The organism is Bacillus sp. ABA4_010, from assembly GCF_056159105.1.
On the sequence record NZ_JBSWUN010000003.1, the window covers coordinates 2,705,627 to 2,729,808 of the forward strand.

Here is a 24,182-nt window from a genome sequence, read left to right on the forward strand (position 1 = left end):
TCATCATCACCCAATCACGTCATAGTACATCTTTTCATATTGACTGACAATTTTTTCTGAATTAAATTTGTTTTTGGCCATTGCCGATGCTTGTTCAGACATTCGCTGCAAACGGGCTTCATCCTTGAGAATATAAAGTGATTTTGTTGCAATGTCTTCCACATCACCTAATTGACAGACATAGCCGGTCTCACCTTCAACAATTACCTCTGGAATGCCGCCAATGTTCGTTCCAATGCATGGAACACCGCACGCCATCGCTTCAAGCAGAACAAGACCGAAGCTTTCTTTTTCAGATAAAAGTAACTTCAAATCACTAATGGAATATAGCTCTTCGACGTTCTCTTGCTTCCCTAAAAATAAGACTCGGTCTTCAAGCCCTAATTTTCGGACAAGTCGACAGACAACGGTCATTTCAGGGCCATCTCCAACTAACAACAGCTTAGCTGGAATCTCTTGTTGAATGAGCTTAAAAGCTTGCACAACATCTGGAACACGCTTTACTTGGCGGAAATTGGAGACATGGATAATAACTTTTTCTCCCGGTAAAATCCCGTACTCTTCTCGTAACGACTGTGCCTCAACTCGGCGATATATCCGCTCATCAATAAAATTATGGATAGTTTTAATTTGTTGATCAGGAGCGATTAGGTCATTCGTCTCACGAACAAGTGCATCTGAAACAGCTGTAACGGCGTCGGATTTCTCGATGCCAAATTTAATGAGTTCACTTAAAGAAGGATCAGAGCCTAATACGGTTATATCTGTACCATGAAGAGTCGTCACAATTTTCAAATGCTCACCGGTCATTTGTTTCGCTAAAAATGCACACACCGCGTGAGGAATAGCGTAGTGGGCATGAATGACATCGAGCCCTTCCCTTTTAGCTACCTCTGCAATTTTTGTCGCAAGCGCTAAGTCATACGGAGGATATTTAAATACCGAATATTGATTGACTTCGACTTCATGGAAATAAATATTGTGATACAGCTTGTTGAGCCTAAAGGGCATACTTGATGAAATAAAATGAATTTCATGCCCTCTCTCTGCTAAAATTTTCCCTAATTCTGTTGCGACAACGCCTGATCCGCCGACAGATGGATAACAAACAATTCCAATTTTCAACTTCATTGTAATCCACCTACCAAATCATGAAACAGCACTAACGGTTTTTTCGTTAAAAAGCCTTCTGCATATAAAACACCAGCCTCTTTTCCAAACATCCGCTCCCTGCTCTCGACGGTTTCAATGTAGCCGTTGACGAGCGGCGTGCTGACACTGTCGCTGCTTTTGATGAACTGACTTTCATATGCTTGCAGACTTGCCAGCTTTTTTTGGAAAGTGCGGGACACATCGACGAAAAAATGCGGTTTATGAAATCCATTAATCATATAGTGATGAAGAGCAGCCGGGCGATGCGGTGGCAACTTCTTTAAATCTTGATAGTGGATAATACCAGCCGAGAAGACAGCTTCTTCGACGATTTTCGCACAGTTTCCATGGTCAGGATGCCGGTCCTCTCCATACGGAGCAAAGACCAGTTTAGGGCGGTATTTCCTAATGACGGTGACGACTTGACGAATGTGATCTTCTGTTAAAAAGAGCCCGCGGTCTGGAATAGACAGATGGAGGCGTTCATGAACGCCTAAAATACGAGCTGCTTTTTCCGCTTCTTCTTTGCGCAATGAAACAGTGCCGTTTGAAGACAGCTCTGCTTCAGTCAAATCACAAATTCCTACTTTCAAACCTTCTTCCGCCATTTTGGCAATCGTGCCGCCCATGCCGATTTCAACATCGTCTGCATGGGCGCCGAATGCTAGTACATCTAGTTGCATTAGTTTATTCTCCTTGCTTTTCATGAATAATGGAGCGCCATTTTAAGTCACCGCGTTCCAATCCGTGAATTAATATTTCAGCTGTCCCCATGTTAGTAGCAAGCGGGACGGCATATACATCACAAAGACGCATTAAAGCAGACACATCTGGTTCATGAGGCTGTGCAGTCAAAGGGTCACGGAAAAAGATAATCATATCCATGGCATTTTGAGCAATTAAAGCCCCAATCTCTTGGTCTCCTCCTAAAGGACCTGACTGAAAACGATGGACATCTAAACCTGTCGCTTCTGAAATTCTAAGTCCGGTCGTTCCAGTCGCATAAAGGGTATGGTTTTCTAGAATATGCTTGTATGCCGTTGTAAATTGAACCATATCATTTTTCTTTTTATCATGCGCAATTAACGCGATTTTCATTGTCGGCATCCCCTTTTATTCGATAATGTTTTCAAGTCCGTAAATCAATGTATCAACTTTCATCACCGTGTCCACTGCCAGTTTCACTCCCGACATGAAAGATGCTCGGTTGTACGAATCGTGACGGATTGTCAAGGATTGGCCAAATCCGCCGAATAACACTTCTTGATGAGCAATTAGCCCTGGCAATCTTACGCTATGGAGACGGATTCCATCGTAATCAGCTCCACGCGCTCCTGGCAGAAGCTCTTTTTCTTCAGGGTGACCTTGCTTCTTCGCTTCTCTTACCTCAGAAATAAGCTCAGCTGTCTTTAACCCCGTTCCAGATGGAGCATCTAATTTTTGATCGTGATGCAATTCAATAATTTCAACATCTTGGAAGTATTTCGCAGCCATTTGAGAAAACTTCATCATTAAAATCGCCCCAATCGCAAAGTTAGGCGCAATAATACATCCAATACCTTTTTCTTCAGCGAGTTGTCTTAATTCTGTCAAATCCTCTTCCGAGAAGCCAGTTGTGCCTACAACTGCTCGAACTCCGCACTCTAATGCTTTTTTCGTATGGAATCGACCAATTTCAGGTGTCGTTAAATCGACCAATACATCAGCCTGGACTTCTTGAAAACATTTTTCGATATCCGTATAAATTGGTGCTTTAATAGAAGGCAGTCCTTCAACTTCGCTTATGTACTTTCCTTCATGAAGACGGTCTACTGCGGCTACTAATTCAAAGTGCTCCGTTTCTTGAATCAATTTCAATGCTTCGATTCCCATTCTGCCACGTGGTCCAGCTACTACAATACGAATTTGGTTCATTTTGTTTGCTCCTCTTCTTCTTTTTTTGTCCAGCGGTCTTTATCACGCGTATTGAATTTGTCCATAACTCGATCATGTGCCTCCTGCAAATCGATGTTCAACGAGTTGGCAAAACAAATAAGAACAAATAAAAGATCTCCCATTTCCTCTTCTACCGTTCGCTCTTTTTCCGTTTTCTTCTTTGGCTTCTCTCCGTAATAATGGTTAATCTCCCTACTTAATTCCCCTAATTCTTCAGTCATGCGCGCAAGCATAGCTAAAGGGCTGAAATACCCTTCTTTGAACTGACTTATGTATTGATCTACTTCTTGCTGCATTTGCTGCATCGTCTTCTCTGACATTTAGTTTTCACCTCTTTTTTCATTCTCCTTCTACATGTTAGCCAAATGCCTGCTTTTTGACAAACAATTGGGTTTGTTTGCTACACAGAACACTTTCCACTATTATATATAGTAGCCAATATTACCAATTGCAGGAGGTTTTTATGTTAAACAGGCTAAATTTGTCAAATATTTTTTTCATCCTTCTCGGATCCGCCATTTTCGCCTTTGGACTAGTTAATTTTAACATGCAAAATAACTTAGCAGAAGGCGGTTTTACAGGGATTACCCTGCTTTTATATTTTTTATTTGAAATTGATCCTTCGATTACAAATTTAGTATTAAATATTCCTTTATTCTTTGTAGGATGGAAGCTGCTCGGCCGTACATCTTTTATTTATACAATGCTTGGCGTGTTTAGTCTCTCTTTATTTTTATGGATTTTCCAACGTTACCCAGTCGATATGCCTTTAACCGATGACATGACCTTAGCCGCACTTTTTGCTGGTGTGTTTATCGGGATCGGTTTAGGTATCATCTTTCGAAACGGTGGAACAACGGGCGGTGTCGACATTATTGCACGACTCGTTCAAAAATATGTAGGCTGGAATATGGGAAAAACGATGTTTTTATTCGACCTTGTCGTCATCGGCCTCTCTTGGCTTCTGTATTTAAATTACAAAGAAGCGATGTATACCCTGGTGGCTGTATTTGTCGCCGCAAGAGTCATTGACTTTATGCAAGAAGGTGCCTACTCTGCAAGAGGTGCAACGATTATCTCTAGCCGTAATGAAGAAATTGCGGACAAAATCATGAAGGAAATGGATCGAGGTGTAACTGTCTTAAAAGGGCAAGGTTCGTTTTCTAAAAAGGATTTGAATGTTTTATACTGCGTTGTCAGCCGAAATGAAATCTTTCGTTTAAAACAAGTCATTACATCCATTGACCCTCATGCTTTTGTCGCCGTCAGTGATGTACACGATGTACTTGGAGAAGGTTTCACATTAGATGAAAATAAAAAGCCGATTGAACGGTAAGAAGAAGTGTAAAAAAGGCCCCGCTATCCAATCCCTACTTTTTAATGGATTGATAAAGGGGCCTTTTAGGATCTATTCTATTTTATTCTTCGCTGTTTGTCATACCTGTATAAACTAAAATGAGGCGAACAAGCTCTAATACCGCTACCGCTGCTGCTGCAACATAAGTAAGGGCTGCAGCATTTAGCACTTTACGCGTACGGCGCTCTTCTTCATTTCGAATCATTCCTGTGGATACAAGTTGATCCATTGCTCGGCTAGAAGCATTAAACTCTACCGGTAAGGTAACAACTTGGAACAGCACCGCTGCCGCCATGAAGACAATACCAAGAAGAAGCATATTACTTAATTGAGCAAAAATCCCAATCATAATGAAGATCCAAGATAAATTTGAACCAAAATTTGCAACAGGAACTAGCGCATGACGGAAGCGTAAAAACGCATATCCTTGAGCATCTTGAATGGCGTGCCCTACTTCATGGGCTGCAACTGCCGCTCCTGCTACAGAATGCCCATAATAGTTCTCCTGTGATAAACGAACCGTTTTCGTACGAGGATCATAATGGTCAGATAGAAAACCGCCAATCGGTTCAACTTGGACGTTGTAAAGACCGTTTTCATCTAAAATGCGTCTCGCTGCCTCAGCTCCAGTCACACCAGTTGAATTCGCGACGCGCGAATACTTCTTATAAGCGCTTCTTACTTTCATTTGCGCCCAAATCGGCAAAAGAATCAATAAAATAAAATAAAGCAAATAACCCATTATACAGCCTCCAGCAAATTCATTTTGATAGTTACTATTTTAGTCAACACTTTGTTTTTCTGTCAATTCATAAGGTTATGATTTTCATTAAAATGGGGTAGGATATTGAACTTTGTCTCCGTTATATTTTCTCCAAGCTACATACGATAATGTAAGAACGATAATACTCCCCGTTGTGACCATCATCCATATGAGCGATGGACTAACTTTTTCTTCTTTCATTTTGTGAAATAAATTTTGTAAATCTTCTTCCATTTGTTCTAGTTGTTTCAGCCTTGATTGTTCACTCATTTCCGTTTGATTCAAAAATGCTAAATGGGCATCCATCCGTTCCACATATTCTTGTCGTATATCAACTTGAACGCTTGGGAGAATAGTCTCATATTCAGATAAGAACGAGTGGTATTCGTTTTCAAAAGAATGTTCATCTCCCATTGAGGCCGTTGTTTTTAATTGACTGAACGCCCCCATGATCGTCCCTTCCATTTCCGTCCAAAGCGGCTGATGCTCACTTTGGACCGCATCAACTAGCAGGCGAAAACGAGTAACCTTTCTCACCTTCTCTATTTTTTCCACTTCATTGGATTGTAAGGCATCCGCTGTCTCCTCATGAATTGCCGTTAGCATCCGAATGTTTTCTGGTGACAATCGCAGCCAATCATGATGAGATTGCTCTAACTTCTGAGGGAACTGCTCAAGCAAAGCAGCGGCCTCTTTATACCGTTCCTGTTTCGTAAGCTGCAGCACCTCATCCGATAATTCATTGAGCTTTCCATCTTTCATCGTTGCAGCAGATGTCACGGTTTGCAAGCTCAATAAAACAAGCATCATCATCACGAGCATTTTCCACTTCATCCTTGTCCCTCCTCTAAGTTCTACTAAACTTTATGTAGAGGTGGACAAGAGTAGACCTGTTTCTTTTACTATTACGGCAATGTCCGAATGAAGTTTTGGGTATAATATTTTTCGTATACGCCAACCCCTAAATGCGTAAAATCGCTGTTCAATAACGCTTTCCGATGTCCTTCACTATTCAGCCAGCCCTCCACTGCAGCTGCGCTGTCCCTGATAATGAGCGGCGATATTTTCCCCAGCCATTGTAAACCGAACCGCTCCTGTCTGCAGCCGATCGCTTAAACTTCCTGTTGTGGGCGAAACGTGGGAGAAATATTGTTGAACACTCATATCTTTACTATGGTTATACGCTACTGTTGCTGTTTTTTCATCCCACGAAAGGGGATTTAATTGATGGCGGGAACGAATAACATTCGTAATGTCCAATATTTGTTGCTGGGCCCCTTGCTCAACTTCCTTCCATTCCTCTTTACTCAACGATGGGGGGGAATCAAGTTTCCACGATAAACTAATTCATATGGTCGCTGCTTTAACAGTGTTTCCTCATCCATGATTCGTACGCTTGAAAGTGTATTTAAAAACTGGTCAAAGTACAATTGAACAAATACATTTCCATAACGAACAATAGGCCTTGTTCTCAAATCTTCTTCTGATAATTCAAAACGATATTCGCTGCCTTTATAGTTAAAGGATAGCGTTGGTTCCATCCCGAGTGAGCGTGCTAACACATCCCGCTCTGCTCCAAGTAAAAAGCTCCCGGTATTGACCCCCTTACCAATGGCATAGATAGTTACAGCCTGCCCATCTTCCATTCCGATTTGTATATAAGAAGTAGGACCATGTTTATAAATCCACCATTTATAGTGATAAGCAGATGAATCAATTCGTTCTGGTTCACCTAGTATGCCCATAATTTCCTCTTCATTTTTCCCCATGAATTGAAAAATGCTGTCTGTTTCAACCGGTGTCACAGTGGTCGTTTCATCTAGCCCTTCTTCAAGAGAAAAATCGGCTTCCTTCGTTTCAAAAACTGGGAAATAGTCATAAACATATATAAAAAAGCAGGTAGCCACTACTACAAACAAAAATTTCTTCAGCGTTTCGTCCCTCCTCGCCACTAATAGCCCATCATTCGCTTAAACAGACTAGAACCATTCCTATTTGCCCATACGAGCCTAAAAGTAAGGGAACTTTTCGATTTATTCTATCTATATTCACCATCCCTGTCGTTTCATCATTACTTTTTTAGCACGATTGTTGCTTTAGTATACATGCAGGAGCGAAAATCGTCCTCCTTTTAATACGTGGAACGCTAAAATTTGTTTCATCTTTTTTAAAATAATTCACGTTCACTTAAAAAAGATGAAACAAAAAAGATGGAATGTGTGCGTTCCTTAAGAAACACACATTCCACCTCGCGTAAACCGTGTTTAATGAAGCGGCTCTGAAATTCCTGTTAATGCAGCCCCTGCTTTTTCATCAGTATGTTTATTCGTAGCTAAGTCACCTAAAGCAACAATACCTACAAGTTCCCCATTTTGCACGACCGGCAAACGGCGAACTTGATGTGCGGCCATTAATTCAGAAACTTCGTCTACTGACATGTCAGGAGAGACTGTTACAAGATGATCACTCATCACATCTGTGACTTTTTGCGAATTTGGTTTTCGTTCAGCAATCCCGCGAATAACGAGGTCACGGTCTGTAATCATCCCTCTAACTTGTCCGTTTTCTACAATAGGGATAGCCCCTACATTCAGATCTTTCATTTTAGTCGCCACTTCATACACATTGTCAAGTGTTGTACATGCCTCAACATTAGTAGTCATTACATCACGAACGGTTTGCATATGCACAATCTCCTCCTATAAATGGACATTAAAAAGGCAAATAACCTCTTCCCTCTCTAGTGTGGACAAAACGGTTCAAACAGCTCGAGGAAATTGTCTCCTATTAGGAAAGAAATTTCTTGAATTTGGTTAATATTGCGTATGATGCCGTTGCAACTTCTCTCTATTCATACTATTATTAAGCAAGGGAGTATATGTTTAGGAGGGAATACATATGAAATTTGAGAATAGTGGAATTGAAAATTTAACGGTCGATTTAACTCGTTTAGATGACATAATGGAAGGTTTAGGATTAATTCGCGCCGGCCAATGGGATTATGAGCGCGTAACATATGATCGCAAGTTCGAGCTTCAAAACGATGTGTACTACTTACGTGTTCAAGGATATGCGGTTGAGGGTGATATCGGTGCGCATCGCGCTGTAGTGAAGCTCATGATGCCTTTACTTGGAAAGCATTACTATCCGCACGGTGTGGAGTATGGAGACGGGGAACACTTCCCAAAATCGCTCATTGACCAATGCACCAAACTTCTTGATGAAGTGAAAACAAAAGTGGAAGCGGTTAACGCATAAAAAAAGGAACAGGGACTGAATATATCGAGTCCCTGTTCCTTTTTTCTATGAAAAAAACAGCTCCCTCTTCCTATAAAGAGAGGAGCTGTTCTTGCGTACGGCTAATATCCTAAAATGGCCCTAATAACAGAGGTTGTCTCTCCACCTCGATAAAAAATGTACAGCAACAAGTAAACGGCTACACCCGTAATCGCTGTAAAAAACCAAATAATGCTTGTAATAGGTCCTAGCTTTTTATGTTTAATGAATTGACTTTTATAACCTGTCAGCAGTGTAACAATTCCAAAAACAGCTCCTGTTGTAGCCAGAAAAATATGAAAGATTAAAAATAACGTATAATAAATCTTTAAATGATCTGGTCCGCCAAAGCTAGTGTTCCCCACAAAAATTGTTCTTGAAGCATAAATAATGAAGAAGATGATCGCGAAAATGGCTGCCCACAGCATTGTTTTCTTATGAGCTTCAATTTTACGCTGTTTAATGAAGTACCAACCGATAGCAACGGTAATAGCACTTAACACAATAAAGGTTGTACTAATAGTAGGTAAAATTGGTATCATCGTTGTATCCTTTCTTTCTTATAATCAATGCTTGCCTTTTAAACGGACGGTACATCTCCAGATGCAATATCCACTTCATCCTTTTCACGTTCTGAGCGTGCCCACTGAAAGAAAATATATGCTAACATTCCCCCGTACACAAACTCTTGAATAATTTTCATTACAATTCCACCGAGCTGCTGATCTTCCACTAGAGGAAGCATGTTAAACATCTCTGGTCCAATTAAATTTAAACTTGCTAACATATCAGCAGGTACACAAAGCGCTAAAGCCGTTGCCCATGCTTGAGGATCTGTATAGGTTGCATATAAAGGTGCTTTAGCAAAAATAATGAGCGCACATGCCGGTGTTAATAAAATTCCGTCTCCAAAAATGTACCCTACCTTTTTAATAGGGGTCAACGTTTGATGTTCTGGAAACTTATTAAGTAGCGGCCACCACATGAAAAAGGCGACAATAAAAATTAAAACGGTCGTTACAGCATGTAAAACACTATTTGTTTTGACGATGTCAAAGACTAAAGGAATATGATAAAGCGAGAAAATTCCATTAAAAACAAGAATCGCAATTAATGGTTTGGTAAAGAAATTGAAAATTGGTTTAATAAGACGATGCTCTATCACGGTTCTTATCAACCAATCTGGTAGCCCTAGAATCAACAGTGGTGGAATGACTAAATACAATACCGCCATTTGAGTCATGTGAGCACTAAACATTAAATGTCCTAATAAATCAACAGGCGCACCTTTCACAACATATAGCAAAAGGATGCTAGAAACAAAGAAGCTTTTTGTTTTGGCTGAAACTTGCTCACTATTTTTGAAATAGCGACGCCACGGTCCAATGATTGTGAAATAAAGAGCGATCAGTCCAATTGTAAAAGCTAAAAATACGGGACTCCATAAAGCTTCGAATCCAAAAATTTGTAAATTCCCCATGATATATCACCTCAAATTGTCAGTGACCAAGTAATTATATTATACATAAAAAGCTTTCCGGTCATCAATGAAACATTATATGAATATTTCGTTACAAATCGAATCCTAGGTTATCCCGTCCGATATAATAACAATGGAGTTGGCAAAAATGCCAACTCCGTTGTTATTACCACCAAACAATCGTTACAAATGCTAATACTGTAATTAATCCTACTAATGCACCTGAGTATAAAAACAGCGCTGGAACCTCGTGTCCTTTATGACTCATATGCATAAAATAGTAAAGTTGAAAAAGTAATTGAACGACAGCAAGAAGAAGAATAAACGGTACTGTAAACCAACCGCTGAACTGCTCATTTCCAACTGCAAAGAAAGCAATAAGCGTTAAGAAAATCATGAGTGCAAATGAAATCACTTGCATCTTCATATCTTCTGCATTCTTTTTTCTACGATATTCTAAGTCAACCTTTGGGTTCGCTGGAGTTGAATGATTTGTCGCCATCAGTTTATCCCACCATTCCCATTAAATATACGACTGTAAAGATAAATACCCATACAACGTCGATAAAATGCCAGTAAAGACTTGCTACATAAAATTTTGGTGCGTTATATAAATTAAGACCACGCTTAGCATTTCGAATCATAAGCGTAAGAATCCAGAGAAGACCTACCGCTACGTGTCCGCCGTGAAAGCCAACTAATGTATAAAACGCGGAACCAAAGGCACTACTTGAAAAAGTATGGCCATATTCATGTACATAATGATTAAACTCGTAAATCTCCAACCCAAGGAACGCAGCTCCTAAAGCAACTGTTACACCAAGCCACACCATCATTTTAGAGAAATCGAAGTTTTTCATGTGATACATCGCGTACACGCTTGTTAAACTACTTGTCAATAAAAGCATTGTCGCAATAAATACGAGCGGTAATTCAAAAATATCCTGTGTTGTTGGACCACTTGCTGTATGATCTTTTAAAGCTAAATACGTCGCAAATAGTGACGCGAAAAGCACAGTCTCTCCACCAAGGAAAAGCCAGAAGCCTAAAAATTTATTTTTACCTTCGAGGGTAGCTTTTTCAGGCGATGCCGGGAAGGTTTCAGGTGTTAATTTTTCATTAATTTCCATTATGCCTTAGCCCCCTTATCATCGTCTTTCAATAAATCCTCTTTATGGATATGGTAACCTAAATCATCGATCCAAGAACGGAAGAACATGCTCAGCAATGTAATTAACATACCAACTGCTCCTACAATATCTCCCCAGGCTGCTTCATTACGGTGCAAGAAACCGTATGCTGCAACAAACAAACCAAGCGACATGACAAATGGGATGAAGGAGTTGTTTGGCATATGAATATCTCCAATTGGTTCTGCTGGAGTCATCCCTTTTTTCCCTTCCATTTTTTCAACCCACAAAGCGTCAAGACCACGAACAAGCGGCGTTTGCTTGAAGTTATATTCAGGCGGCGGAGAAGAAATAGCCCATTCTAATGTACGGCCGTCACCCCACGCATCTCCTTCAGCCTTTGGTCCGTTAATGCTTGTTTTAATTACGTTAATTAATAAAATAATGGTCGCGGCAGCCATGAAGAATGCCCCAATTGAACTAATTAAGTTTCCAGTTTCCAACCCTTGACCAGGCAAGAACTTCCAAATACGACGCGGCATCCCCATTAAACCAAGGAAATGCTGAATAAAGAATGTTAAATGGAAACCAATTAAGAATAACCAGAAAGTTGCTTTACTGAGTGTTTCATTCAGCATACGACCAAACATTTTTGGCCACCAGTATGTGACACCCGCTAAGATACCAAATACAACCCCACCAACGATTACATAGTGAAAGTGAGCTACTACGAAATAACTGTCATGGTATTGATAGTCGGCAGGAGCTGCCGCATTCATAACACCTGTAACGCCCCCCATAACGAATGAAGGAATGAAGGCTACTGCGTAAAGCATTGGAGATGTAAATTGAATGCTTCCGCCCCAAAGCGTTAATAACCAGTTAAAGATTTTAATTCCCGTTGGTACCGCAATAGCCATAGTCGCAACTGCAAAAATAGCATTAGCAATTGGCCCTAGACCCGTTGTGAACATATGATGAGCCCATACCATGAATCCTAAGAAACCAATTAATACAGTCGCAAATACCATAGAAGAGTATCCGAATAGACGTTTTCTTGAAAATGTTGCAAAAATTTCAGAGAACACACCGAATGCAGGAAGTACAAGTATGTATACTTCAGGGTGTCCGAAAATCCAGAATAAATGTTCCCAAATAATTGTATTACCACCTAGAGCCGGATCAAAGAAATTAGAGCCGAATAATCGGTCAAAAATCATTAAGAATAGGCCGACTGTTAATGGAGGGAAAGCAAATAAGATTAGAGCAGATGCCACAAACGTAGACCATGTAAACAATGGCATGCGCATATATGTCATTCCTGGGGCGCGCATATTAATAATCGTAACAAGAAAGTTAATTCCCCCGATTAATGTTCCAGCACCCGAAATTTGCAGCCCTAATGCATAAAAATCAATTCCATGTCCAGGTGAAGCCAATGATAAAGAGGCATATGATGTCCATCCAGCATCAGGTGCTCCGCCCATGAACCATGATAAGTTTAAAAATACACCGCCAAAAAAGAATAACCAAAAACCTAATGAGTTTAAAAATGGAAATGCTACGTCACGAGCACCAATTTGTAGTGGCATGACGGCATTCATTAGTGCAAATAAAAGAGGCATCGCAGCTAGGAAAATCATCGTTGTTCCGTGCATTGTCAAAATTTCGTTGTAAAGACCACCACTCACGAAATCATTGTTCGGAACCGCAAGCTGGATACGTATAAATAGAGCTTCAAGGCCACCAACGAGGAAGAAAAATCCTCCGGCAATTAAGTAAAGGATCGCGATTTTTTTATGGTCTACTGTCGTTAAATAATCCCATATTACCGCGCCGACTCCTTTTTTCTGAGTTAACGTACTCACGGTTTTACCTCCCTTTTATAAAACTCCCCAAACTGAGCAGACTTACTTGAGCTTTAAAGATTGTAAATATTTTGTTAGTTGATCAATCTGTTCAGGTGACAATTCATCGTATGTGCCAGTCATCTTATTACCTGGTTTGTAGTACTCTGGATCTTCTAACCATGCTTTAATATTTTCTTCATTATGGTCTAAAATCCCAGCAACCTTTTCACGATCTGCAAACCCGGCTAAGTTTGGAGCTTGACGAGCTTGTTCTGGACGATTATCTTGTGCTTCAATCGCGTGACAGCCAATACAGCTTTGAGCGAAGAGCTCTTCCCCTGCTTGCGTGTCTGCGTCCACAACTTGTGGTTTTGCTGCTTTAATATCTTTTACCCAAGCATCAAACTCATCTTTTGGTAGCGCTTTTACTTTGAAGTCCATTAAAGCATGTGACGGACCGCATAGCTCGGCACATTTCCCGTAAAATACGCCCCCTGCTTCTTCTGATTTTTCAGAGTCAAATTCCAACCAGAACTGATTCACTACATCTGTATTCGTATCCATTTTTCCACCGACAGCAGGAATCCAGAATGAATGCTTTACGTCAGAAGCTTTAAGGTTAAAATACACTTTTTGATCTGTTGGTACGACAAGATCTTGAGACGTTACAACTTCTTGGTTGGGATATTCAAATTCCCACCAGTAAGCATTGGCACGAACATTGATGATCATGGCATCTTCTTTGTTTGCACCTTCCATCTCTTTTACATCTGCAAGCTTAAATGTATAAGCTACAGTGGGAACTGTTAAGATAATGAGTAATAGAATAGGGATAACAGTCCAGATGATTTCTAGTTTGTGACTTCCCTCTACTTGCTTTGGAATCACATTTTCGTCTCCTTTACGGCGACGGAAACGAACTACTACATAAATAAAGATAATGGTAACAACAATAATAACGAGTACCATAATCACAGTGCTAAGCAGCATCAGGTCATACTGCATGCTCGCTACTTCACCAGCTGGCTGCAACGTTGATAGAAACGGTTTTCCACAGCCGGCTAATAAAAGCGCTATCATGCTGAATAAAGACATGACTCGCCATTTTGGTAGCCAGTTTTTCATAGCTTATCCAAACCCCTCTTTCCCTTGATGTGTAAATTCCTTCTATATCAATTCTATGTTTAGAAGAAATTCCTTAACTTAAAGACTTGCTAACTCATGTTTTCGGCATCCCCTAACCTACTTGCATACTATTCTGAAAATAGGTCAGCTGAACATACCCCAGTTAACAAAGCCTAAATTAACGTAGCAATAATCATCGTGACAAACATGATTGTTAAGTAATTTAAAGAGTAGATAAACATCATGCTTGCCCATTTCACATCTTCCATCTTTTTATACTTTATGACCCCTAGAATGAGCCACCCTGCATTAAGCAGTGTAGCAACGCCTAAAAAAATGGCTCCCAATCCATAAAGGTAAAATGGAAGCGGCAGTAAACATGCAATCCAAATGATAATTTGGCGCTTTGTTATTTCAAAGCCGTGAACAACCGGAAGCATCGGTATGCCCGCCGCTCTGTATTCCTCGCATCTTCTCATGGCTAAAGCCAAGAAATGTGGAGGCTGCCAAATGAACATAATTAAAAATAATACCCAAGCGACAATGTGCAGATTGCTATCCACTGCAGCCCAGCCGATTAACGGTGGTACTGCTCCAGATACGCTTCCTATAACAGTATTGATAGTATATAAACGCTTAGACCACATCGTGTAGAAGAAAACATAGGTCACTACCCCAACAAGACCAATGAGCGCGGCAGTAACACTTGTAATCATAAGCATAAGCAACCCCGTTAAAGTAAAACCAACTCCCATTATAAGAACGGTGACAGGGTTGAATCTTCCTGTTACTGTCGGTCTACCTCTCGTACGTTCCATTAAATGGTCAATATCACGATCAACATAATTATTTAAGCTACAAGAACCAGCAATAATAAGTGCAGTGCCTGTTAGTGTAAAAAAGGCAAGATCCAGAGCACTTAAAAAACTTTTTCCATTGAAATGTAATGCGAGCCAAAAGCCGGTGAAGGCTGTAATAAGGTTCGAATTAACAATTCCTATTTTAATGGTTGCTAAAAAGTCTTGCCATAGACTAACTTGTTGTGCTAATTGAGGACTCGTGTTTGAAGCGGATACAGTTGTCTCGTCTAATACCCTCGTATCATTCATCATATCCCCTCCTTCATTGGCCATCCTGCATGATTATTAACAGCAGTCTCTGTAAGGGTTTTCTTACTTTCCATTCCTTGGACTAAAAACAAGCATCAACTAGGGCTTGTAATTAGCGTACAAAAATGAAAATACCAAAATTTGTATAGTACTATATAATAATTAGAACATATTTCTCGTGTCTATTAAAACACATTTTCAACCATTTTTGTGAAGATTTTATGAAAAAAATATGTTTTTTTTTTGTCAAGTAGTGAAAAACGTACCTTATAGGTTGCTTCTTTTGTCGATTTAAATTTAAAATAGGGAAATGCAACAACTAATCTTTATTTACACTATAGGTATAGTGATAAAAAGCAACTTTACCATTATTGACAAAAAACGTATAAAATAGTATCAATTTTGACTTTTTTTATTGTATCTCTTACATTTAATATCCTTTCTCAATAAAAAATCGACATTTCAAAAAATATTCCTTTTTTCTAAGCTTATACCTTTATTTTTATTGATATAATAAATTGAAGTAAAAGAACTCTCTCATTTCAGAGCCCTTTATTTAAGCTTCACAATAATGAATTGCAGTATAGGATGGTGAAATAGATTGCATCGTGGATTAAAATGGTTGGCTGTTGCAACAACACTCGTTATGCTTCTCATTTTATTAGGGGGAGCGCTTGTAACTAAAACAGAATCAGGAGCAGGATGCGGGACATCATGGCCGCTTTGCCATGGAGAACTGATTCCAAGCAACATCACACCGGAACTCGTCATTGAACTGAGTCACCGTGTCGTTTCAGGTGCTGGAGGACTTCTTGTTTTAGCATTGTCCGTCTGGTCATGGTTTGCATTAAAACATGTGAAAGAAGCTAGATTTTTAGCTGTTGTTTCATTCTTTTTTCTACTCCTTCAAGCTTTAATTGGAGCAGCAGCTGTCGTATGGGGGCAATCAGATGCTGTATTGGCATTGCATTTTGGTATTTCTCTTATTTCATTTGCCTCTGTCTTCCTATTAACATTGATGGTTTTTGAGGTAGATAAACGTTTTGACGCTAGTTCAATTGAACTTGATAAAAAGATGAAATTCCATATTTACGGTATTATCATCTACAGCTATCTTGTCGTCTATACCGGTGCATTAGTGCGCCATACAAACGCCAGCTTAGCTTGTCCATCTGTCCCTTTTTGTTCTCAAAACCGATTATTTCCCGTTCAAATGCATGAGTGGGTGCAAATGGGACACCGAGTTGCAGCCAGCCTCATTTTTGTATGGATTTTGATTGCCTTTGTTCACGCCTATAAACACTATCGAACACAAAAAGTGATTTATTCCGGTTGGATGATTGCTTTCATTCTTGTATCCCTGCAGGCTGCTTCAGGTATCGCGATTATTTTCACACGCCTTAACCTCTTTGTTGCACTATTGCATGCATTAATTATTTCTTGTTTATTTGGTGTACTGAGTTACTTGACGCTCGTATCAACGCGGAGCAAATCCGTTTCTTCACCTAAAACAACGAAATCGTAAATGAACCTGAAGAAACGTACCGAATTGTGAAGGACAATCTTCTAGACAGGAAAGGGGAAGCCCCTATGAGGCCTCCCCTTTCCTGTCTTTTTATGATTTTATTAATTCAATGAGAAGATCGCCTGTTTGAATGGCATCTCCATTTTTAACATATACTTCTTGGATTACACCTGAAAACGGCGCTTGAACTGTTGTTTCCATCTTCATCGCTTCCGTAATCATGAGGTGATCACCTTTTGAAACCTTTTCCCCTTTTTCTACAAGAATTTTCAATACCGTTCCTGGCATAGACGCACCGATATGATGTGGATTGTTGCTATCTGCTTTCATTCTTGCTTGAATCGTCGTTTTAACACTTTCATCTTTAATAATAATTTCACGTGATTGGCCATTCAGTTCAAAATAAAGAATCCTTGTCCCATCTGCTTGTGGTTCACCAATTGACACCAACTTCACAATTAATGTTTTCCCACGTTCAATTTCCACTTCAATCTCTTCTCCAAGACGCATCCCATATAAGAAAGTTGGAGTATCAAGCACTGAAATATCTCCATACTGTTCAACCGTCTTCTGGTAATCCATGAACACTTTTGGATACAATGCATGCGCAAGGACTTCATGGCTTGTGACAGGCCGGTTTAACGTATGATAGAGTGTTTCTTTAATTTCTTGGAAATTGACAGGCTCTAACAGCTCCCCAGGACGTACACTAATTGGCTCTTTCCCTTTTAAGATGATACGTTGAAGCTCCTTCGGAAATCCGCCATGCGGCTGACCTAAGTACCCTTCAAACAATTCTACGACAGAGTCTGGGAAATCTAGCATTTCTCCACGTTCGTACACATCATCTTCCGTTAAATTGTTTTGAACCATGTAAAGGGCCATATCCCCCACAACTTTGGAAGAAGGAGTGACTTTTACAATATCTCCAAACAGATGATTGACGCGCGAATACATGTCCTTTACTTCTTCCCAGCGGTCTCCAAGGCCTACAGCTTTTGCTTGCTGCTGCAAATTACTATATTGACCTCCCGGCATTTCATGAACATATACCTCAGTATGAGGAGCATTCATACCACTTTCAAAATCGCTATAGTACTTACGGACATCTTCCCAATAACGAGAAATTTGCTCCAGTCCTTGAATGTCGATTTGCGGTCTACGTTTATGACCTTCTAAAGCATAGTACAATGAATTAGCGCTTGGCTGAGATGTTAATCCCGCCATCGAGCTCACCGCTACATCAACAATATCCACCCCGGCTTCAATTGCCTTTGCATACATAAATAAGCCATTTCCGCTCGTATCGTGGGTGTGCAAATGTATTGGGATGTCGACCGTCTCTTTTAAAGCAGAAATCAATTCATAAGCAGCCTGTGGTTTCAACAGTCCTGCCATATCTTTTATGCCAAGGATATGAGCACCGGCAGCTTCCAGCTCTTTTGCAAAATTTTTGTAATATGTTAAGTCATATTTTGTTCTTGTCGGATCTAAAATATCTCCTGTATAACACATCGCTGCCTCAGCGATTTTCCCGCTGTCTCTTACTGCATCAATGGCCAGTGTCATGCCTTTTACCCAGTTTAAGCTATCAAAGATGCGGAACACATCAATGCCCGCTTGAGCTGATTTTTCTACAAACTCTTTTATCACATTGTCTGGATAATTTTTATAACCGACTGCATTAGAAGCCCGTAAAAGCATTTGGAACAATACATTTGGCATTTCTTCCCGAAGCTTCAATAAACGGTCCCACGGATCTTCCTTCAAGAAGCGATAAGAAACATCAAACGTCGCGCCTCCCCACATTTCAGCTGAAAATAAATTTGGCAATAATCGAGCTGTCGGTTCAGCAATATGTCTTAAATCATTTGTACGCACACGTGTGGCAAGGAGGGATTGATGAGCATCACGAAACGTTGTATCTGTTAAGAGTACTTCTTTTTGTTCTTTTATCCACTTGACAACTCCCTCAGCTCCATGTGCCTCTAAAATTTGTTTGACCCCTGCTGGAATAGGCTCAGAGCGCTTCACTTCAGGGACAACCGGTTTATCAAATACTGGTTTTTTCTTTTTCGCGACCCCTGGGAATCCGTTTACGGTTACGTTTCCGATATACGTCAGCATTTTTGTCCCGCGATCTTTCCGTTTTGGGAATACGAATAATTCGGGAGACGAATCAATAAATGACGTGTTGTAGTTCCCTGTCAAGAAATCTTCATGCTTCACAACATTTTCAAGGAATGGAATATTTGTTTTAATCCCTCGAATACGAAATTCTCTTAAATTTCGGACCATTTTCGCTGCAGCTTGCTCAAATGTTAAAGCCCATGTTGTCACTTTAACAAGAAGAGAGTCGTAATAAGGAGTGATGACCGCACCTTGAAAGCTATTTCCTGTATCAAGACGAACACCAAACCCGCCTCCTGAACGGTAGGCCATAATCTTTCCCGTATCAGGCATAAAATTATTTTGCGGGTCTTCTGTTGTAACACGTGATTGGATGGCGTAACCGTGCACAACTACCTTTTCCTGCGTTGGAATCGCTACTTCTTTACTGTGAAGTGCGTACCCGTCCGCAATTAAAATTTGCGATTGAACGATGTCAATTCCTGTAATCATTTCTGTAATTGTATGCTCTACTTGTACACGTGGGTTTACTTCAATGAAGTAAAATTGGTCACCTGTTACAAGGAATTCGACTGTTCCAGCATTTATGTATGACACATTTTTCATCAGGTGAACTGCTGCTTCACAAATCGCTTGACGTAGGCTTTCAGGTAAAGAAACACTTGGGGCTACTTCCACCACTTTTTGGTGACGGCGCTGTACAGAACAATCCCGCTCATATAGATGAATCACATTCCCTTCGTGATCTCCTAAAATTTGGACTTCAATGTGTTTGGGGTTCTCCACAAATTTTTCTATATACACTTCATCTGTCCCAAACGCTGCCTTCGCCTCTGACTTCGCTCGTTCATATGATTCTTTTAAGCTCGCTTCTCCACGGACAATACGCATTCCACGTCCTCCGCCTCCAAGCGCCGCTTTAATCATAATGGGATAACCATGCTCTTTTCCAAATTCTTTCGCCTCTTCTAAATTGGCGATAGGTCCATTGCTCCCTGGAATAACAGGTATACCTGCTTCAATCGCTTGTTGGCGTGCTTTCACTTTATCGCCGAACATATCAAGGTGTTTGGATTTTGGCCCGATAAAAATAATACCTTCTTCTTCACAACGCTTGGCAAAATTGATGTTTTCCGACAAAAATCCATAACCAGGATGAATTGCATCCACATCATGTGTTTTGGCAATTTCAATGATGTTTTCAATATCTAAATAAGCATCAATCGGTTTTTTACCTTCTCCTACTAAATAAGCTTCATCTGCTTTGTAACGATGATAGGAACCGCTGTCTTCTTTTGAATAGATGGCAACAGTTCGAATATTCAGTTCGTTACATGCTCGAAAAACTCGAATAGCAATTTCCCCTCGGTTGGCAACAAGTACTTTTTTAATCTTCTTTGTAAAGCTCACACTATCATCCCCTTTCAAACTCATACAATCTTTCAAAATATATATAGAACGATGGGGAATTCCCCATCGTTTTACACATCCGAATTTAAAGTTGAGATGTTCCCCTTTTTGATGACCGCTTTTTGCTGATGAAGATTAGATTGTTTATTCTTATCTTTTCTGTAATTCGTAAACATAGACACATTAACAACAATCCCCATTGAAACCATCAATAGTAAAAGAGAAGAGCCTCCATAACTGATAAACGGAAGTGGAACACCGGTAATAGGGAGTATTCCTGTCAACCCTCCAAGATTAACAAATGTTTGGACAGAAATCATCGTACCGACTCCAACACAAATTAAACTACCAAAAGGATCATCACATCTTTTAGCAAGCAAAAGCGTTTTGACGACGATAAAAAATAACAGAAACAACACAACGGAAACGCCAAAGAAACCAAGCTCTTCCGCAATGACTGCCATGATAAAATCAGTATGAGATTCCGGTAAATAGCCATATTTTTGGATGCTTTCTCCAAGCCCCAGCCCTTTTATTCCTCCTGAGCCAATCGCTAAATATGAATTGACGAGCTGATAGCCGGCGTCTTCCGCATGCTCAAACGGATCACCTGCCCCTGTAAAACGGGACATACGCTCCTCGGTTATGTACCCTGTCGCCCACGCCCCAAGTCCCCCGAAGATCATAAACACAACTCCGAATTGAACAAGTTTCATAAAAGTTTTAAAATTAATGCCTGAACAGGCCATCACAGAGGCGGCAATGAGACCAATCAACATCGCGGTCCCTAAATCCGGCTGAAGGACAACAAGCCCTAAAGTACCTACCGTCAAAATAATCGGCCCTCGAAATGCTCTTCGGAAATCATTAATGTATTCTTGCCGTTTAGAAAATACCATGGCCAAATACAGAATGATGCCAAGCTTGGCAAATTCGGCTGGCTGAATACTGGCTCCGCCTAATTTGATCCAACTTTTAGCATTTCCTGCTGTATGTCCAAAGAAAAATAAAACGAATAAAGCACCTATAATTCCCACAATGATAAAAGGAATGATTTTCGGGAGCAATTGATAAGGCGTAATCATCACAAGGAAGAAAAAGCCAAAAGCAATAACAAGCCACCATTTCTGGCGATTATAAAAAAAGTCGTGCGGAACTTCATAACGAGTTACACTCGTTACCATACTGGCACTGTATATCATGACAAGCCCAATCGCACATAAACATATGATGGCGATAATAATCGTATAATCGTAATAGCGGAACATTCTTTTAAACATGCTACCTCTTCCTTTACCTGTTCGTTTTGGAAGGTATGAATGGACAAGGTTGTCCTCTTCATTTTACTATATTTTCTTTGTTTTGGGCGGAGAAAAACCATTATATCTATGAACAAAAATGTATCGTTCATACAAACATACTAAAGCTCTTTATGCCGCCTTTTACGAAAAAACTCAAACTAAAATCATAGTTTGAGTTAACAGAATATATGTTTTCGATCTATTTCCTTGTAAACGCTTCATGCAACGCTGACAATTCACGTTCAAGACGATCTAACAGTGCTTTTCCGATAGATTCATCAATAAGTTCCAGACGTACCGCAAAATCAATTTCCCTCGATAATCCGAACATTTGTGTATCTAGCACTTCTTCATACAGCGGACATTGAGGCATTGTCAAGTTGTCCATCTGAACTTTAATAAGCTTTAAAATTTTGTCTGCGTCTGCTTTTAACAAAGCATATGCTTTATCTCGATGGTCTATTGTAATCTCAGGCGTCAAAATCAGTCCCTCCGTTCCCGAGCATATTCCTCATTCTATCTTTAAATAATATCGTTAAAACGTTGAAATTGCAAGAAAAAACAAGGGAGTCTCATGGTGACATCTTTCCATAAACTCTTTATACTAATAAGGAGAATTTGGGAAAAGGGATGGTGAGGAAGATGGAAAATATTCTATCTATTGAAGGAAGTGTACAATATAAAATTACGTTAGACCCGGGGGTTTGGATTTTCGATGATCGCAAAGTAGATTTAAATACATTCTTTCATTCGACTACCGAGAAGGAAGATGAGCTTTCCTCCTATACAAAAAATATTTCTGCTCATTGGGATCGAGAAATACGCGAAGGAGCCGTATTCCCTCCGACACTGAAAACGGAAAAACGGTTTGAAAAAGAAAAGATTATTAATGGGTCTTTTGGCATTCCCTTCAAACATTTCTTAAAAAATGCCGAACCTGACGAACAAGCTACTACTTGCTTAATCCAAACAGAGCATGAAACGATTGAAATATCGCTTGAAAAGGCTGAAACCATTATTTTAGCCTTCTCTCACCTTGGCAAGCCATTAAAAACGGACGGTCCTGTTCACGTTTATTTTGGTGATGGCTCCAATCAGCAGGAGCCAATTAAACATGTTCAAAAATTTATTATTCAATAAAGACTTTTTGACTAAAGGCAGCCTCTTTAAAGAGGCTGCCTTTAGTCAAAGAAGGGTTAAAGTAAATCGGCAGCCAACTGTGCTAGTGCAGAACGCTCACCTTTTACAAGATTGACGTGCCCTGAAATTTTTTGGTCTTTAAATTTTTCCACGACATATGTTAAGCCATTATTGTATTCATCCAAATAAGGGTGATCAATTTGAGCAGGGTCCCCCATTAACACAATTTTACTTCGTTCCCCCACTCTCGTTAAAATAGTCTTTACTTCATGTTTCGTTAAATTTTGCGCTTCATCTATAATGATGAACTGATCGGGAATACTTCTCCCTCGAATATATGTGAGAGCTTCCACTTCAATAGACCCCATACCTGCGAGTATAGCATCTAGCTCGCCCGGTTTTTTCGTGTTGAATAAATATTCTAAGTTATCATAAATAGGCTGTACCCACGGCCTTAACTTTTCTTGCTTTTCTCCCGGGAGAAAACCTAAATCTTTTCCTACTGGAACAATCGGACGAGCGACAAGTAATTTTTTAAAATACCCTAAATCCTCTGTCTGCATTAAGCCAGCTGCAAGGGCAAGAAGCGTTTTTCCTGTTCCTGCTTTTCCGATTAACGTGACTAAAGATACATCATCTCGCAGCAACAACTCAATCGCCATCGTCTGCTGAACGTTTCGAGGCTTAATCCCCCATATATGATCATACTCATACACGAGCTTACGCACTTTTTTACCCGCTTGATCAACAATACCGACAGCCGACCCCGAACTGCCAAACGCATCTTTCATGACGATGAACTGATTAGGGTAAAAAGGATGATGGGCCATTTGAGAAAGCGGTAATTCTCCTTTCTCGTAAAAAGTACTTAATAAATCTTTTTGAATATATACCTCTAAAAACCCTTTATAAATGCTGTCATATTCGACAACCCTGTCACTTAAAAAATCTTCTGCCGTTAATCCAATAGCATCAGCCTTCACTCTCACCAGCACATCTTTACTGACTAAAATAACCTGTCTTCCATCTTCTTTTGTTTCTTCTTCAAGGGATAAATTTTTCGCGACTGCCAATATTCGGTTGTCGTTCGTTTTCTCTATAAAGATCTCTTGTAATTGATGAAATGAACGATGATTCAATTCAATTCGCAACGATCCTCCTGTTTCAAGGGAAATCGTTTCATGCAGTTTTCCATCTTGTCTCAAATTATCAATTATTTTAGATACATGCCGAGCATTTCTGCCGACTTCATCCATATTTCTTTTTTTAGAGTCCACTTCTTCCAATACAACAGCCGGTATAACCACTTCATTGTCTTCAAAAGAAAAAATTGAATGCGGATCTTGTAATAGTACATTCGTATCTAATACATAAATTTTTCTCAATCTTCCGCCTCCTACCCCAAGTAGTTTTTCAAGAAGTAGTAAATGTTGGCTCCATCCACTACTTGATGGCTCCTTTTTTCTTAACCATTATGTACGCACCCCTTGATGAAGAAC

At 39.9% G+C, this 24,182-nt stretch carries 25 protein-coding genes and 1 pseudogene; 4 read left to right on the forward strand and 22 right to left on the reverse strand.

The features are described 5' to 3' along the window. Positions 1-6 precede the first annotated feature (6 nt). From bshA to ACXAEO_RS14605, 5 genes are read right to left on the reverse strand one after another with little or no spacing between them, the layout of a single operon-like run. Positions 7-1,131, reverse strand: a complete 1,125-nt coding sequence (bshA, locus tag ACXAEO_RS14585) for an N-acetyl-alpha-D-glucosaminyl L-malate synthase BshA (RefSeq protein WP_474882301.1) — start codon at positions 1,129-1,131, stop codon at positions 7-9. After that, positions 1,128-1,835, reverse strand: coding sequence for a bacillithiol biosynthesis deacetylase BshB1 (gene bshB1, locus ACXAEO_RS14590; protein ID WP_474882303.1), 708 nt, complete (start codon positions 1,833-1,835; stop codon positions 1,128-1,130). The genes bshA and bshB1 overlap by 4 nt, the downstream gene beginning before the upstream one ends. 4 nt (positions 1,836-1,839) lie before the next feature. Next, entirely contained in the window at positions 1,840-2,250 is a 411-nt protein-coding gene (gene mgsA / locus ACXAEO_RS14595; protein WP_474882305.1) for a methylglyoxal synthase, read from the reverse strand. Between the two features lie 15 nt (positions 2,251-2,265). Further along, positions 2,266-3,066 (reverse strand): 4-hydroxy-tetrahydrodipicolinate reductase, encoded by an 801-nt coding sequence (gene dapB, locus ACXAEO_RS14600; protein WP_474882307.1) that lies wholly within the window; start codon positions 3,064-3,066, stop codon positions 2,266-2,268. Beyond that, positions 3,063-3,407 carry a nucleotide pyrophosphohydrolase gene (locus ACXAEO_RS14605; protein ID WP_474882309.1) on the reverse strand — a complete coding sequence of 115 codons (345 nt, stop codon included), beginning with the start codon at positions 3,405-3,407 and terminating at the stop codon, positions 3,063-3,065. Before ACXAEO_RS14605 ends, dapB begins: the two co-directional genes overlap by 4 nt. A 143-nt stretch (positions 3,408-3,550) precedes the next feature. Here ACXAEO_RS14605 and ACXAEO_RS14610 point away from each other — a divergent pair, with 143 nt between their 5' ends. After that, the gene (locus ACXAEO_RS14610) at positions 3,551-4,423 is read left to right on the forward strand and encodes a YitT family protein (RefSeq protein WP_474882311.1); all 873 of its coding nucleotides are present in this window, start codon (positions 3,551-3,553) and stop codon (positions 4,421-4,423) included. An 82-nt stretch (positions 4,424-4,505) separates the two neighbouring features. On the opposite strand, the gene ACXAEO_RS14615 is transcribed toward ACXAEO_RS14610, so the two are convergent. The 6 genes from ACXAEO_RS14615 to ACXAEO_RS14640 form a co-directional block, all read right to left on the reverse strand. Continuing rightward, positions 4,506-5,186, reverse strand: a complete 681-nt coding sequence (locus ACXAEO_RS14615) for a zinc metallopeptidase (protein ID WP_474882312.1) — start codon at positions 5,184-5,186, stop codon at positions 4,506-4,508. 87 nt (positions 5,187-5,273) lie between these two features. Beyond that, positions 5,274-6,041, reverse strand: coding sequence for a sporulation protein YpjB (gene ypjB / locus ACXAEO_RS14620; protein WP_474882314.1), 768 nt, complete (start codon positions 6,039-6,041; stop codon positions 5,274-5,276). 71 nt (positions 6,042-6,112) lie between these two features. Further along, positions 6,113-6,235, reverse strand: coding sequence for a CAP domain-containing protein (locus tag ACXAEO_RS14625; protein WP_474882316.1), 123 nt, complete (start codon positions 6,233-6,235; stop codon positions 6,113-6,115). After that, the gene (locus ACXAEO_RS14630) at positions 6,216-6,518 is read right to left on the reverse strand and encodes a CAP domain-containing protein (RefSeq protein WP_474882318.1); all 303 of its coding nucleotides are present in this window, start codon (positions 6,516-6,518) and stop codon (positions 6,216-6,218) included. The genes ACXAEO_RS14625 and ACXAEO_RS14630 overlap by 20 nt, the downstream gene beginning before the upstream one ends. Next, positions 6,515-7,126 carry a CAP-associated domain-containing protein gene (locus ACXAEO_RS14635; RefSeq protein ID WP_474882319.1) on the reverse strand — a complete coding sequence of 204 codons (612 nt, stop codon included), beginning with the start codon at positions 7,124-7,126 and terminating at the stop codon, positions 6,515-6,517. The genes ACXAEO_RS14630 and ACXAEO_RS14635 overlap by 4 nt, the downstream gene beginning before the upstream one ends. A 345-nt stretch (positions 7,127-7,471) precedes the next feature. Further along, positions 7,472-7,891: a CBS domain-containing protein gene (locus ACXAEO_RS14640; RefSeq protein ID WP_474882321.1), complete on the reverse strand. Its 420-nt coding sequence runs from the start codon at positions 7,889-7,891 to the stop codon at positions 7,472-7,474. A 214-nt stretch (positions 7,892-8,105) separates the two neighbouring features. On the opposite strand from ACXAEO_RS14640, the gene ACXAEO_RS14645 reads away from it, so the two are divergent. Next, entirely contained in the window at positions 8,106-8,465 is a 360-nt protein-coding gene (locus ACXAEO_RS14645; protein WP_474882324.1) for a YugN family protein, read from the forward strand. A 101-nt stretch (positions 8,466-8,566) separates the two neighbouring features. Here ACXAEO_RS14645 and ACXAEO_RS14650 read toward each other — a convergent pair whose 3' ends face one another. From ACXAEO_RS14650 to cyoE, 7 genes and pseudogenes are all read right to left on the reverse strand, one after another. Further along, the gene (locus ACXAEO_RS14650) at positions 8,567-9,025 is read right to left on the reverse strand and encodes a DUF420 domain-containing protein (protein ID WP_474882325.1); all 459 of its coding nucleotides are present in this window, start codon (positions 9,023-9,025) and stop codon (positions 8,567-8,569) included. Positions 9,026-9,063: 38 nt separating this feature from the next. Next, positions 9,064-9,963, reverse strand: a complete 900-nt coding sequence (gene ctaG / locus ACXAEO_RS14655; protein WP_474882327.1) for a cytochrome c oxidase assembly factor CtaG — start codon at positions 9,961-9,963, stop codon at positions 9,064-9,066. 166 nt (positions 9,964-10,129) lie between these two features. Beyond that, the gene (gene ctaF / locus ACXAEO_RS14660; protein WP_474882330.1) at positions 10,130-10,465 is read right to left on the reverse strand and encodes a cytochrome c oxidase subunit IVB; all 336 of its coding nucleotides are present in this window, start codon (positions 10,463-10,465) and stop codon (positions 10,130-10,132) included. A gap of 4 nt (positions 10,466-10,469) precedes the next feature. After that, positions 10,470-11,093 carry a cytochrome c oxidase subunit III gene (gene ctaE / locus ACXAEO_RS14665; RefSeq protein ID WP_474882332.1) on the reverse strand — a complete coding sequence of 208 codons (624 nt, stop codon included), beginning with the start codon at positions 11,091-11,093 and terminating at the stop codon, positions 10,470-10,472. Beyond that, positions 11,093-12,961: a cytochrome c oxidase subunit I gene (gene ctaD, locus ACXAEO_RS14670; protein WP_474882334.1), complete on the reverse strand. Its 1,869-nt coding sequence runs from the start codon at positions 12,959-12,961 to the stop codon at positions 11,093-11,095. Before ctaD ends, ctaE begins: the two co-directional genes overlap by 1 nt. A gap of 42 nt (positions 12,962-13,003) precedes the next feature. After that, positions 13,004-14,068 (reverse strand): cytochrome c oxidase subunit II, encoded by a 1,065-nt coding sequence (gene coxB / locus ACXAEO_RS14675; RefSeq protein WP_474882336.1) that lies wholly within the window; start codon positions 14,066-14,068, stop codon positions 13,004-13,006. Between the two features lie 173 nt (positions 14,069-14,241). Next, a pseudogene (cyoE, locus tag ACXAEO_RS14680) lies at positions 14,242-15,081 on the reverse strand (heme o synthase); the annotation flags it as partial. A 697-nt stretch (positions 15,082-15,778) separates the two neighbouring features. Here cyoE and ACXAEO_RS14685 point away from each other — a divergent pair. After that, positions 15,779-16,702, forward strand: a complete 924-nt coding sequence (locus ACXAEO_RS14685) for a COX15/CtaA family protein (RefSeq protein ID WP_474882339.1) — start codon at positions 15,779-15,781, stop codon at positions 16,700-16,702. A 90-nt stretch (positions 16,703-16,792) separates the two neighbouring features. Here the strand turns inward: ACXAEO_RS14685 and pyc are convergent, their stop codons facing one another. The 3 genes from pyc to ACXAEO_RS14700 form a co-directional block, all read right to left on the reverse strand. Continuing rightward, positions 16,793-20,242 (reverse strand): pyruvate carboxylase, encoded by a 3,450-nt coding sequence (pyc, locus tag ACXAEO_RS14690; RefSeq protein ID WP_474882341.1) that lies wholly within the window; start codon positions 20,240-20,242, stop codon positions 16,793-16,795. Between the two features lie 71 nt (positions 20,243-20,313). Beyond that, positions 20,314-21,522: an FtsW/RodA/SpoVE family cell cycle protein gene (locus tag ACXAEO_RS14695; protein ID WP_474882343.1), complete on the reverse strand. Its 1,209-nt coding sequence runs from the start codon at positions 21,520-21,522 to the stop codon at positions 20,314-20,316. A 220-nt stretch (positions 21,523-21,742) separates the two neighbouring features. Next, complete coding sequence (locus ACXAEO_RS14700; RefSeq protein WP_474882346.1) at positions 21,743-22,024, reverse strand: Fpa/YlaN family protein; 282 nt, start codon at positions 22,022-22,024, stop codon at positions 21,743-21,745. 161 nt (positions 22,025-22,185) lie between these two features. Here ACXAEO_RS14700 and ACXAEO_RS14705 point away from each other — a divergent pair, with 161 nt between their 5' ends. Continuing rightward, positions 22,186-22,683 (forward strand): peptidyl-prolyl cis-trans isomerase, encoded by a 498-nt coding sequence (locus tag ACXAEO_RS14705; protein ID WP_474882348.1) that lies wholly within the window; start codon positions 22,186-22,188, stop codon positions 22,681-22,683. Positions 22,684-22,739: 56 nt separating this feature from the next. Here the strand turns inward: ACXAEO_RS14705 and ACXAEO_RS14710 are convergent, their stop codons facing one another. Continuing rightward, positions 22,740-24,068, reverse strand: coding sequence for a PhoH family protein (locus ACXAEO_RS14710; RefSeq protein ID WP_474882350.1), 1,329 nt, complete (start codon positions 24,066-24,068; stop codon positions 22,740-22,742). Positions 24,069-24,182 lie beyond the last annotated feature (114 nt).